Source organism: Paenibacillus sp. H1-7 (genome assembly GCF_022354825.1).
Taxonomy (GTDB): Bacteria; Bacillota; Bacilli; order Paenibacillales; family NBRC-103111; genus Paenibacillus_S.
The window spans coordinates 7,242,546-7,255,580 of sequence record NZ_CP031168.1; the positions used below are offsets into that span (position 1 = coordinate 7,242,546).

Consider the following 13,035-nt stretch of genomic DNA (forward strand, 5'->3'; position numbering starts at 1 on the left):
AAAACCCCATCGATAAGATGGGGAGAAAGGTAACGGCGTCTTGAACGAAGCATCGCTTCGCTTCAAGTCGTGTCACTTACATGGCGATTCAAGACAACGCCGAAGAATCGGTACGGTTCAGTTCCTTGTGTTTGAACAGCAAAAAGGTGAAAAAGCGGATATAGTAGGCAACCAGCACGAAGAAAATACCGATCGTCAGCGGATCGCTGCCGTACATTTCAATTGGATTCACCGGCGCAGGCGCAGGCGCATTCATCGCGCCATGGTAGAGCAGCTTATACGCAATCCGGCCGATGAACAGGGCCATAACGGCTATGTTGACCCATAGGGACGTACGGTAATACCATCCGTCTGTCCTCTTCTCAAATTCCGTATGCTTCACCGCATAAAACGCAAGAACCAGGCCGCAAGCAAGACCAACGAAATCAGCGATGAAATTCACCGGATGAAGGAAGCTTGCATACAGAAACATACAGCCGATAATACCAAAGACGATCGTACGGAACCAAAGTCTGGAGCGTACGAGCTTTTGTGCTCCGATCGTCCTTTTGGTCCTCCGGTACATCATCAGCCCAATGAGAAGGGCGATCAGCAGAGTAGGCACCAAGTGTTCGATGACATCTCACTCCTTATGTGATCATTTTGATATAAGAGACGAAAAGGTAACCGTTACGGAGCATTCTCCAGAAACTTCGCGTTCGGATTTTTCTCCATCGCCGAACGCATGGCATATTCGCTTTCGAACAAAGCGACATAGTTATCGTTCTTATCCTTGACTAGCTGGGAGTTGATACGGAACTTGCCCGGATCGATATTTTCATCGACAATCCACCGGGCGAACTGGAAGTTCGTCCGCTGCAGCTGGACATCGACCCCGTACTCCCCTTTCATCCGGTATTCGAACACTTCGAACTGGAGCTGGCCGACAACGCCCAGGATCAGATCGTCGAACCCGATCGTCCGGAACACCTGAATCGTGCCTTCCTCCGTCAGCTGGTCGACACCCTTCTGAAATTGCTTATGCTTCAGCGCATTTTTCACCGTAACCTTGGAGAACAGCTCCGGCGAGAACGTCGGAAGCTCGTTAAATTCGATATTCCCCGCTTGGCTGAGCGAATCGCCCAGGCGGAAAATGCCCGGATCAAACAGACCGATAATATCACCCGGATACGCCTCTTCGACGATATCGCGGTCTTGCGCCAGAAACTGCTGCGGCTGGGCGAGCTTAATATCTTTGCCGGCGCGCACGTGCTTCACCGACATGCCCCGCTCGAATTTGCCCGAGCAAATGCGGAGGAACGCAATCCGGTCGCGGTGCGCCGGGTTCATGTTCGCTTGAATCTTGAAGATGTAGCCGGTAAACTTCTCGCTCATCGGATCGATAGCACCTGCGCTGCTGCCGCGCGGCGTCGGTGTCGGGGCAAGCTGCAAGAAGTTCTCAAGGAACGTCTGCACGCCGAAGTTATTGATTGCGCTGCCGAAAAATACCGGAGTCAGCTCACCGCTTTTGACTTTTTCCAGGTCGAACTCGTCGCCTGCGACATCAAGCAGCTCCAAATCCGAAACGAGCTGGTCGTAGAAATAGTCTCCGGCGATTTCCTTCACGATTGGATCGTCGTATCCGCTCACCTTGCGGACTTGGATCTCCTTATGATCGTCGCCCTGGAACAGCTCCACCTGCGTCAGCTTGCGGTCGTAGACGCCTCGGAACTGCTTGCCCGAGCCGATAGGCCAATTCATCGGGTACGAGCGGATGCCGAGCACCTGCTCCAGCTCTTCCAGCAGGTCGAACGGATTTTGCCCTTCCCGGTCCATCTTGTTAATGAACGTAAAGATCGGAATTCCGCGCATGCGGCATACCTGGAACAGCTTTTTCGTCTGCGCCTCGACCCCTTTGGCGGAGTCGATCAGCATCACGGCGCTGTCCGCAGCGGTCAAGGTGCGGTACGTATCCTCGGAGAAATCCTGGTGACCCGGCGTATCGAGAATGTTGACGCGATGTCCTTCATAATCGAACTGCATCACGCTGGAGGTAACCGAAATCCCTCTTTGCTTCTCGATTTCCATCCAGTCGGAGGTCGCATGCTTGCTCGCTTTGCGTCCTTTGACTGTACCGGCGAGACGGATGGCGCCCCCGAACAGGAGCAGCTTCTCTGTTAACGTCGTTTTCCCCGCATCCGGGTGAGAAATGATGGCGAACGTACGCCGTTTATGAACTTCTTCTATCATTTTTTGCTTCGTATCCATACTCATCTGCTTTGCAAATCCTTCCTTGTCATTAAGTTAGCTTCAAGCTCCAGTCCGCTTCCTTCAGCCACGTACGGTTACTGAATTCACGGCCTCTTACGTGCACTCTGTCCTTATATACCTGAACATACAAGCCTTGTGACTTGTCTTGGCCCGCATTTTGAAAATTCCGGTTCAGCACGCGCCCCACCGAGGAGTTGTGGAAATAATGAAACGTTTCCTTCACATAGTGCTCCGCACCGTTCTGAAAGTCCTGATGCCGGTGGCCGCAGAAAACGAACACATTCGGATACGGCTTCAACATATCGCGGAATTTCTTCGCTCTGATCAGCTGATGCGTGCCTCCGTCGGAGCCGATGGCCGGCAGCGGCTGGTGCGTCATGACGAATATCGGCTTGCCGTCCTTGTGCTTAGCCAGCTGCTGCTCGAACCATGCGAGCTGTTCATCGGAGTACCATGCCCCTTCTCCCACTTCGGGCTTCTCCTGCACATAGGCTTCCTGCGACAGCAGAATGACCGGATACCCGTTAATCGACGCCGCACTATATACTTTATCCTGCTTAAAAAACTTTTGAAACCGTTCGCGCGCCTGCCAGTCCGTCTTGCCGTTTGGCGCCGTATCCTTGTTGAAGGCACCCTTCTTATCAACCCAAATATCATAGTAATCGTGGTTGCCCATATTCGCATACAGCGGAGGCAGCTTGTAGCCGGACAGCAGCTTTTGCAGCTCCTTGTAGCCGTCCTCGCCTCCGAAATCGGTCAAATCCCCGGTAATAATCACCGTATCGATCGGGGCTTCGAACTGCTTGATATCCTCCAGCGCTTCCTTCATATTCTTAATCGTATTGGGATCGTACACCGAGATATGAAGATCGCTTAATATCATAAAGGAAAATACCGGACCGTTCCCGTCCGTAGACGACGGCTTGGGTGCAGGCTCCGGCTTGCCCGGCAGCAGATCGCCTAGCCCGCCGCCCCCGTCGGTCTGCTGGGAATCGATAGAGCGCTGCAGCAGCTTGAACAGCCCGGTTAAAGCAGCCGCAATAAGCGCGAACAGAACGACCATCCAACGTATGAAAATTCGACGCGTCATGTTGTTATGAACCCCCTACTTATCTATGGTGCCACGTACTATCTCTCTCTTTAAGCTATTATAAACTCAACCTGCAAGACTCGCCTCTTTATTATAGCTATTTATGTGTCTGCGTGCACATTTTTCCGATGGCAAAAAAGAAATGGGCCCGTACCCGTTACAAGTACAAGCCCATCGGTTATAAGAACCTTTACACGGCGGCTTTGCCTTAAGCTTAGCGCTGGATAAACTCCCAGGCTACCTCGCCCTCATCCTGCCCGTTAACCGGCCACCACTTGAACCCGTCCTCGGACAACAGCTGCTGCGCCTGATCCGGTCCCCATGTTCCGGCAGGGTACAGATGCAGATTATCCGTGCGCTCGCCCCATGCGGCTGCAATCTTGTCTACAAATTGCCAAGCGAGAGCCACTTCGTCCCAACGGGTGAAGTACGTCGAATCCCCGCGCGCCGCATCATGCAGCAGCCGCTCGTAAGCTTCCGGCGTATTCAAGCCGACCTGGCAGCTTTGGCAGAAATCCATGGCCACCGGCACGATCGTCCCTTCCGATCCGGGCTGCTTCGCGTTCATTTTGAAGTAAATGCCCTCCATCGGATTGACGCGGAATACAAGCAGATTCGGCTCCAGCTTATGCTTTTTCGCCAAATAAACGTTATTCGGCACATTTTTGAACTCGACGACGACTTCCGTCGTTTTTACCGGCAGCCGCTTGCCTGTACGGATATAGAACGGCACTCCGGCCCAGCGGAAATTGTCGACAAATACCCGCGCGGCAAAATACGTCTCCGTTGTCGATTCCGGATTAACGGATTCTTCCTCGCGGTAGCCCGGCACTTGCTTCCCTTTCAGGTTGCCGGCAGCATATTGCCCGCGAACCGTATTGGCACGCACTTCGCTTGCCGTTTGGAAGCCGCGCAGCGAGCGGAACACCTTCACCTTCTCGTCCCGGATATCTTCCGGAGACAATCGGCTAGGCGGCTCCATAGCCATCATGGCGAGCATTTGCAGCATATGGTTTTGCCCCATATCGCGCAGAGCGCCGGAATGATCGTAATATCCGCCGCGCTCTTCCACTCCGACGGTTTCGGACAGCGTAATTTGAATATTGGAAATATATTTATTGTTCCACAGCGGCTCGAAGAAGGCGTTCGCGAACCGGACGACGCTAATGTTCTGAACCATTTCCTTGCCTAAATAATGATCGATGCGGTAAATGTCTTTTTCCTCAAACACCTGGCGGATTTCCGCATTCAGCTTCTCAGCCGACGGCAGGTCGTAGCCGAACGGCTTCTCGATGACAAGGCGAGCCCAGCCCGACGTTTCCAACAGACCTCCGGCCTGCAAATTGTGCGAGACGCTGCCGAACAGCTCCGGCGCCAAAGCCAAGTAAAACAGACGGTTGCCGCCGACGTCGAACTTGTTGTCCAGCCGCTCCGCTACAGTGCGCAGCTCCTTGAACGATTCCGGGTTGTGAATATCGAGCGGCATATACTCGAAATGCTCCGCAAACGATGCCCACTGCTCGTCCTTCGTTACGTTATACCGCGCGAATTCTTTGATGGAATCTAGCACGTCCTCGCGGAACTGTTCATTCGTCTTCTGACGCCGCGCCAATCCCACTACAGCGAAGCGATCGCCCAGCTTGCGCTCGCGGTACAAGCTGTAAATCGCAGGAAACAGCTTGCGGCGTGCCAAATCTCCGGTTGCCCCAAAAAGGAAAAATACAGTATTGGTCATGTTCATCATTCTTTCATATGTATTTTTTCACGCTTTTTTTCCATAAAGTACGAACCCCTTTAGCATAACGAAATCCGCTGAAGGATTCAATATTTTCCTGCAAACTCGTAACAGGTTGCCCCGGGCGTCCGGGCTTTATACACAAAATGGGCTTTCGCTCGATGGGCTTTTGACCAGTCGCCCTTACCAGGAACGCATAGACTGGAGTGTAGATAACAATTATGGAGGTGCAAACGATGAAACATATTACTCCCATTAATGAACAATCGTGCCGGGAGCATTACGGAAAACCGGTCCTCGTTGTATTGAGGGACGGCAGTGAGCTGGTAGCTACGTTGAGCAGAATGGACAAAAATAAAATCATGCTGAACGGTGAAGAAGAGCAGCCTTCCATCACGTTCGGATTAAACTCGAGAAAATCTTCGACCCGTTCCGGGAAAAACAAAACCAAATCAAGGGCTTCTGTGAAAACGTACACGCAACCGGAATTCGAGCCCGGATTCGGGCCGAACGGAAGAGGGCTCGCACTGGACGTATCCTCGGTAGCGCTGATGTTTTCTCTTACGTAGCCGATCGTTCCCGAAGGCCGGTGGCCCCTGCAGCTCCACCGGTTCTTCCGGCGTCCGATAACGATGCGTTTAGACACTTCACCGCAGCAGCCCTGCCGGGCCGTGCCCGATCTCTGTGGATCAATCCAGCTTCACTTCTTTGGACATCAAATAACAGCGGATGACGTTATTGTGATGCAGCGTCGTATACTGCTTGGAAGCATAAAAGCGCTGCGCCTGCGTATTCGTATCGTCGACCCATAGCCGCAATTCCTTAAAGCCCGCCAAAACGGCGGCACGCTCGGCATGCTCCATCAGTCTCGAGCCGACTCCCCGCCCCTGTGACTGCGGATGAACCGCCAGCATATCGATATACATAACGTCCTGCACTTTTCTCAATGCAATAAAGCCTTGCGGGGCACGGCCTGCATGAACGGACACGTACGTGCTGCAAGGTTTCAGCCTTTGCTTGATCGTAGACATATCGATACGCAAGTCAGGCTGGGTCAATCTGGCATAAGGAACCAGCAGCATGTCTACCAGCTGCAAAATGACCTTATCGTCCTGACGCGGAATACGTTTGCGGATCAATTCACGTCGCCTCCCGGATAAAGAGTTACTTTATCGTATGAAGCGAACGCGAACAATGCTATTATTTCAAATATTTTTTACCGACAAAAGCTAAAAAGAGCACGCTCACGATGACGACAATCACGATAACGGCCGTTTGTACCCAATCCATGACAAAATGCCCCTTTTAATCAAAGTTAATAAAATATCATACAGGACTCCGGAACGAAAAGTCAAGAACCAATTTACGACAATTCAATCTCATTGTATAATGAATGCAAACTACCGTGAGGGCCGGAGGTGTCGGCATTTGCTTGCTCATGTCGCTCAAGTAACCCGTACATATCGTACACATATTTTATGGCATTCGGAAAATGAATCCTGGAAGCGGAAGAGCCGTCCGTTCCGCGCTTATTCTTCGGCTGCGCCTGCCGTCCCGTTCAAAAGCAATGCCTTTGACCCGCTGGCCCGTTTTGCCGCGCAGCGGCTCTCGGAAATCATGGATACGGCCAGGCAGCTCAAGGATATCAGCGAATCGCTGCTCAAGGAATACGACTTCACCGCAGCCGTCCCGCTGCAAGATCCGGCAGAGCCTTCATCGCCTGATCCGATCCGGCGGCAGCTTAAAGAGCTGGTTGCAGGGTACAACCAGCTCTATCTTGCATCCGACAACAGCTACGGGACGATTAACGATCAAGCAGCCAAAGAGGCCCTCGGCGAGCTTCCTTACTCAGCGCTAGAGCCGCTCGGCATCCGGCCCGATGCAGCCGGACTGCTTCAGCTCGAGGATGCGGAGGAGGAGTCGCCCGCCGTTTCGTCCGAGCCTCTTGCCCTCGAGCCGGTGATCCTTCATATGGCCTCGGCGGTTAACAAGGCGGCGGAGCGCATGCTGACCCTTTCTCCGGATCAGCTGCTGAACAAAGGCGAGCTTCCGCTGCAGGCTTTCTCGAAATACCGCCACCAGCAGTGGCAGAACAACCGGATCCATACTTATTTCCCCGTTCCGTTCACCGGCTTCCTGCTCAACTACTATTTATAAGGCCTGGCTCAGCGCTCGTTTGCGATATTCAAGGGAATGCCTCATCGCTTCCCGCTTCGCCTTTGCCAAACGGCAGCTGTCCGGCAGCCCGAACCATTCGGCGCAATGGTACAAGGCCGCAAGCGTATGCTTCGCGGCCTCGGCGGCCTGCTTCTCCTCCCTCAGCATGTAAAAGGCAACCTGGTAGCAGACCGCTTCGTATGCCCGCAGCACCATAGCTTTCTCCTGCGGCACAACCCGGCAATCTCCCGGATCCGTGGCCAGCTTCATTTGGACAGCCATTCCTTCTCTCCCTCCCGTACCGCTTCATCTCCATATACATCTCCGCGACCATTGGATCGACGATTGAATTATTTTTGCACAATTTATTTTAGATAAGACTTCGGCAAGTTTCATTCCTACTTATATAGACGATTCGAATGACGATTTTCTTTCACTTTTTTTGAAAACATTTTTGGAATAATTAGAGACCGCTCCCTGGGAGCACTACACTGCTTGGTATAAGCAATAAGCAGCGCAAAAACGCCGTCCCCGTAACTACAGGAACAGCGCAATTGGACCTGTCTCTTATCTTTTGCCCGGATCATACGGCTCGCCCAGTGCGGAAGGGGCGTTCGCCCGGCCGACGGCACCGGCCAGCACGAGAATAGTCAATACATACGGCAGCATGTAAAGGAACTCGACCGGCACGCTCTTAGCGAAATCGAACAGCTGAACGAAGTTGCGCACCGCCTGGGCCAGTCCGAAAAATATCGCCGCCCCTAGAGCCCCGACCGGATGCCATTTGCCGAAAATCATAGCCGCCAGCGCGATAAAGCCTTGCCCCGAAATCGTATTGTGAGAGAAGCTGCTGGTCGTCGTCAAGGTGATCGTCGCTCCTCCGAGTCCTGCAAGAGCTCCGCTTAACAGAACTCCGATATAACGGATCCGCTTTACCTTAATGCCTACCGTATCCGCAGCCCCCGGATGCTCCCCGACCGAGCGGAGACGGAGACCGAACGGGGTTTTGAACAAAATGTAGTAGGTCAAGGCCACGAGGATCAATGCCAGGTAGGTCGTCGGATAAGCGTTAAAAATCGCTTCACCCAAAAACGGAATCGACGAAAGCACAGGAATGGCCACTTTGGAAAATACCGCATTCAATGTCTCCGTTTGCCCCGAGCCTTCATATAAGATCTTGACGAGGTAGACGGTAAAGCCGGCCGCCAAAAAATTGATGACGACGCCGCTTACTACCTGGTCGGCGTTAAACGTCACCGTTGCTACAGCGTGAACCAGCGAGAACAAAACGCCGAATAGCATCGCGGCCACGAGCCCGAGCCATGGAGCCGCACCAGCCATACCCGCCTGCTCCACCGCATGCGTAGCAACGGCCGAGGCGAAGGCGCCGGAAACCATTAGCCCCTCCAGTCCGATATTGACGACCCCGGACCGTTCGGAGAAGATGCCGCCCATCGCAGCAAAAATAAGCGCAGTGGAGAACACCAAGGTTGTATTCACAAGCTCACCGAGTATTCGCAATGTTTCCATGCTAGGCCACCTCCTCTTTTTTGCGTTTGGCCATGAGCGGCTTCAGCACCCAGCGGACGATGCCGTGGGAGGCGACAAAAAAGATGACGGAAGCGATAACGACGCGAATAATTTCGGGCGGTACGTCCGCCCCGAAGCTCATTCCCGCCGATCCGTACGTGAGCATCCCGAACAAGACGGCAGCCAGCACGACGCCCAATGGATGATTGCCGCCAAGCAGCGCTACGGCGACACCATCGAACCCGTAGCCTGGTGTCGATGCGGCAATGACCTGGTAGTGGAATACACCGAGCGTTTCCACGACACCGGCAAGACCGGCGAAGATGCCGCCGATCACCATCGCCTTAATAATGTTGCGGTTCACGTTCATGCCTGCATACTGCGCCGCATGCGGATTGTGGCCGACAGCCCGCAGCTCGTAGCCCTGCTTCATTTTCCAGAGCACGACATAGAAGATTACCGCACCGGCGAGAGCAATGAACGTTCCCCAGTGCATCCGTGAATTGCCGAATAATTCTGATAACCATCCAATCGATAACGACGCGGAATCCTGAATCATGTACGATCGCTGCTGTCCGGGCTGAAGCAGAAACCGGTTGACAATGTAATTCGACAAGAACAAGGCGATCCAGTTTAGCATAATGGTCGTAATGACCTCATTGACACCGCGGCGGGCCTTCAAATACCCGGCGATGCCGCCCCATAGCCCTCCGAGCAGCCCTCCGACAATAACCGCGAGCGGAGCATGAATAAACCAGGGCAAGCTCAGCTTGACCCCGATCCAGGTCGCCCCGGTCATCCCTATCATGAATTGACCTTCGGCGCCGATGTTGAACAAGCCGGTTCGAAAGGCAAATGCGACGGACAGTCCGGTCAAAATAAGCGGCGTAATTTCCCGGATCGTCTCGCCCATGTTGTACGGATTGCCGAACACTTTGCCTAATAACGATATGTAGGCGGCAACCGGATTGTAGCCGCCAAGCAGCATGACGAGAGCCCCGAAGAGCAGACCGAGCACGATAGCGACCAGCGGTACCAGCGCCGTGTCCTTTACGAATACTTTGGTAACCTTGTCCATGCTTTAAGTCCCCTCCGCATCTTTGGTATCCGTCCTGTGGCTTCCCGCCATCATCAATCCAAGCTCTTCGTCGTTCGTCCGCTCCGGCAGCACCTCCCCGACGATTTGCCCTTCGTAAATGACGGCAATCCGGTCCGATACGTTCATGATTTCATCAAGCTCGAATGAAATGAGCAGCACGGCCTTGCCTTTGTCCCTCTGCTCGATCAGCCTTTTATGGACAAACTCGATCGCTCCTACATCAAGTCCGCGGGTTGGCTGAGCTGCGATCAGCAGGTCAGGATTTTTGTCAATTTCCCTGGAAATAATCGCTTTTTGTTGATTTCCTCCCGACAAAGATCTCGCTTTGCTGTAGATGCTTGGAGTTCTGACGTCGAATTCCTTGATCAGCTTTTCCGCGTGCTTGTCTATCGCATCATAATCGAGAAAGCCGCCTTTGTTGTAGGCCGGATAAAAATACGATTTGAGCACCATATTCTCGCTCATCGAAAAATCGAGCACCAGACCATGCTTGTGACGGTCCTCGGGAATGTGCGCGATCCCCGCCTCCGATATCGTCCTCGGGTGCTCGTTGGCAACATTGCGTCCATTGAACAGAATGGACCCTCCCTGCACTTGTCGAAGACCTGTCAAAGCCTCAATCAGCTCGCTTTGTCCATTGCCGTCGACGCCAGCAATACCCAGTATTTCGCCGGCCCGTACCTTCAGGCTTAGCTCGCGCAGGGTGGGAACCCCTTGGTTGCCTTGGGAAGACAACCGTTCGATCTGCAGCACGACGTCCCCCGGTACCGCCTGTTTCTTGTCCACTTTGAAAGAGACGCTTCGGCCGACCATTTTTTCCGCCAATGCTTTGGGAGTTGTCTCGCTAACCTTTACCGTGTCGATAACGCGGCCACGTCGAATGATAGTTACGGTATCGGCAATACTCATAATCTCCTTCAGCTTGTGGGTGATCAAAATAATCGACTTGCCCTGCTGGACCAAGCTTTTCATGATCTCCATCAGCTCTTGAATTTCCTGCGGCGTGAGCACGGCGGTCGGCTCGTCGAATATTAAAATGTCGGCTCCCCGGTAGAGCGTCTTCAATATTTCAACCCGCTGCTGCATTCCTACGGAAATGTCCTGAACCAAAGCATACGGGTCCACTTTCAAGCCGTACTGCTCCGATATGCTTTTAACTTTCTGGGCTGCGGATTTGTAGTCTATCGACATTCCGCGGGTAGGCTCGATGCCGAGAATAATATTCTCCATAACCGAGAACGGCTGAACCAGCTTGAAATGCTGATGCACCATGCCGATGCCTAGATCAATCGCCTTATTGGGATTGTCGATCGAGGTTTGGCGTCCGTTGATCCATATTTCTCCCTCATCCGGCTGATACAGGCCGAACAGGATGTTCATTAATGTCGATTTCCCCGCTCCGTTCTCCCCCAGCAGCGCATGGATTTCTCCTTTCTGCAGCTGAAGGCTGATGCTGTCGTTGGCAACGATCCCAGGAAACCGCTTCGTGATATTGCGCAATTCGACAACCGTAGTTGAACTCATCGGAACCTCCTGCCCATCCTTTAAGTATTAGTAAATGAAACAACAAGGCCAGTTTGTAACCAGCCTTGTCGGGCCATTCGAAAGCTGCATGAGGATGCTTTATTTTTCAGGCACTTTGATTTCGCCGCTTTTGATTTTTTCCTTATATTCATCTACTTTCTTCAACACGTCCGCAGGAACGTTCTTCTTGGATGTCTCCGGCAAGCCGACTGCATCTTCCTTCAAGCCCAGCGTAACGACTTGACCGCCTTTAAACTTGCCGTCGATCACATCGTTAGAGACGCGAATGACCGCTTGATCGACTCGCTTCAACATGGAAGTCAGCGTAACGTCATCGCCGAACTCGAGAGATTGGTCTTTATCCACGCCGATAACCCACACCTTCTTACCGGCTTTCAGACGGTCTTTAGCTTCATTAAATACCCCGTTGCCAGTCGCGCCCGCTGACGGAAAGATAATATCCGCGCCGTCATTGAAAATTGTCGCCGCAGCGGCTTTACCGAGATCGGGCTTGTCGAATGCGCCGGTATAGTTGACCGTCACCTTCGCGTTCGGATTCACTGCCGCCACGCCGGCCTTGAACCCTGCTTCAAAACGCTTGATTACCGGGATTTCCAGTCCGCCTACGAAACCGATTTTATTCGATTTGGTCGTCAGTCCCGCTACAACGCCGACCAGATAGGAGCCCTCATGCTCGGCGAATGTAACCGATTCGACATTGGGAAGCTCCACAACGTTGTCGATTAGCGCCAGCTGCGCCTTCGGATTTTGCGAGGCTACCGTTTTGACCGCATCGGCCATCAGGAACCCGATTCCCCATGTGAGATTGTAATTATCTTTAACAAATTGATTCAGATTCGGTATGAAGTCCGCGTCGCCTTTACTTTGCAGATACTTCACATTCGCTCCGGTTTGCGATTTAATTTGCTGAAGCCCTTCCCAGGCGCTCTGATTGAACGATTTGTCATTGACGCCGCCGATATCGGTAACCATGCCAATGTTGAATTTCTCGCCTTTGTTGGATGCAGCTCCTCCGGCTCCCGCCTGTGTCCCCGTCCCTCCTCCGGTGTTCGTTCCGGCATTGTTTTTGGTTCCGCAGCCTGTCAAAGCTATCGCTGAAGCAAGCACCAGGCTAGTCGTTACCGCCACCCATTTTTTCATTTCGTAAACACCCCTCATTAGGATTAATTCATTCATGACCACCATTTTCAATTTATAATGCCACATCCGTGAGCCATTTTATGTATGCAGCCCTAGTATTTTCTCATCACCGTTTCATCCTGTCCCGGTTCCGTAACGAAGCTTAGACATGCTGGTTTGAACTTATTGTATTAACCGTTCAGGCAATATATAACAGAAAATGATGCTTGCGGGTCCCATATCCTTACACGTGTAAGCTTCCCTCCCTGCCTTTTAGCCCGATAAAGCAAAAAGCCCTGTGAAGACAAATCCTTGTCCTCACTGGCTTTCTACGGCTTTTACGGAATAAATCAACCCTATTGCCACACGGTAAAAACCCTATCCTTTCTGAAATCGGTCTCACTAATGAAGTTGCCTTATCTAGAATGTGAAAATAGATCACATACAAACAATTTTCATTGTTTTTTGTTAAAACGATATTGATTCACCATAATTTCATGTTATTATATA

12 protein-coding genes are annotated in these 13,035 nt (G+C 52.4%); 2 read left to right on the forward strand and 10 right to left on the reverse strand.

The features are described from left to right. Positions 1 to 88: 88 nt before the first annotated feature. The 4 genes from DVH26_RS31875 to zwf form a co-directional block, all read right to left on the reverse strand. Entirely contained in the window at positions 89 to 604 is a 516-nt protein-coding gene (locus DVH26_RS31875) for a CcdC protein domain-containing protein (protein WP_239635556.1), read from the reverse strand. 65 nt (positions 605 to 669) lie between these two features. Further along, positions 670 to 2,247 carry a peptide chain release factor 3 gene (locus DVH26_RS31880; protein ID WP_379462851.1) on the reverse strand — a complete coding sequence of 526 codons (1,578 nt, stop codon included), beginning with the start codon at positions 2,245 to 2,247 and terminating at the stop codon, positions 670 to 672. A 31-nt stretch (positions 2,248 to 2,278) separates the two neighbouring features. Next, entirely contained in the window at positions 2,279 to 3,340 is a 1,062-nt protein-coding gene (locus DVH26_RS31885) for a metallophosphoesterase family protein (protein WP_239629377.1), read from the reverse strand. 214 nt (positions 3,341 to 3,554) lie between these two features. After that, positions 3,555 to 5,075, reverse strand: a complete 1,521-nt coding sequence (gene zwf / locus DVH26_RS31890) for a glucose-6-phosphate dehydrogenase (RefSeq protein ID WP_239629380.1) — start codon at positions 5,073 to 5,075, stop codon at positions 3,555 to 3,557. A 236-nt stretch (positions 5,076 to 5,311) separates the two neighbouring features. Between zwf and DVH26_RS31895 the strand changes: the two genes are divergently transcribed. Beyond that, positions 5,312 to 5,644 (forward strand): hypothetical protein, encoded by a 333-nt coding sequence (locus DVH26_RS31895; protein WP_239629382.1) that lies wholly within the window; start codon positions 5,312 to 5,314, stop codon positions 5,642 to 5,644. Positions 5,645 to 5,764: 120 nt separating this feature from the next. On the opposite strand, the gene DVH26_RS31900 is transcribed toward DVH26_RS31895, so the two are convergent. Continuing rightward, positions 5,765 to 6,214: a GNAT family N-acetyltransferase gene (locus DVH26_RS31900; RefSeq protein WP_239629385.1), complete on the reverse strand. Its 450-nt coding sequence runs from the start codon at positions 6,212 to 6,214 to the stop codon at positions 5,765 to 5,767. A gap of 289 nt (positions 6,215 to 6,503) precedes the next feature. Between DVH26_RS31900 and DVH26_RS31905 the strand changes: the two genes are divergently transcribed. Then, positions 6,504 to 7,232 (forward strand): hypothetical protein, encoded by a 729-nt coding sequence (locus DVH26_RS31905; protein WP_239629387.1) that lies wholly within the window; start codon positions 6,504 to 6,506, stop codon positions 7,230 to 7,232. Here DVH26_RS31905 and DVH26_RS31910 read toward each other — a convergent pair. The 5 genes from DVH26_RS31910 to DVH26_RS31930 form a co-directional block, all read right to left on the reverse strand. Continuing rightward, complete coding sequence (locus DVH26_RS31910) at positions 7,227 to 7,514, reverse strand: hypothetical protein (protein WP_239629390.1); 288 nt, start codon at positions 7,512 to 7,514, stop codon at positions 7,227 to 7,229. The genes DVH26_RS31905 and DVH26_RS31910 overlap by 6 nt on opposite strands. 285 nt (positions 7,515 to 7,799) lie before the next feature. Next, entirely contained in the window at positions 7,800 to 8,762 is a 963-nt protein-coding gene (locus DVH26_RS31915) for an ABC transporter permease (protein ID WP_239629392.1), read from the reverse strand. Position 8,763: 1 nt separating this feature from the next. After that, positions 8,764 to 9,840, reverse strand: coding sequence for an ABC transporter permease (locus DVH26_RS31920; RefSeq protein ID WP_239629400.1), 1,077 nt, complete (start codon positions 9,838 to 9,840; stop codon positions 8,764 to 8,766). Positions 9,841 to 9,843: 3 nt separating this feature from the next. Next, positions 9,844 to 11,385: an ABC transporter ATP-binding protein gene (locus DVH26_RS31925; RefSeq protein ID WP_239629403.1), complete on the reverse strand. Its 1,542-nt coding sequence runs from the start codon at positions 11,383 to 11,385 to the stop codon at positions 9,844 to 9,846. A 99-nt stretch (positions 11,386 to 11,484) separates the two neighbouring features. Beyond that, positions 11,485 to 12,546, reverse strand: a complete 1,062-nt coding sequence (locus tag DVH26_RS31930; protein WP_239629405.1) for a BMP family lipoprotein — start codon at positions 12,544 to 12,546, stop codon at positions 11,485 to 11,487. Positions 12,547 to 13,035 lie beyond the last annotated feature (489 nt).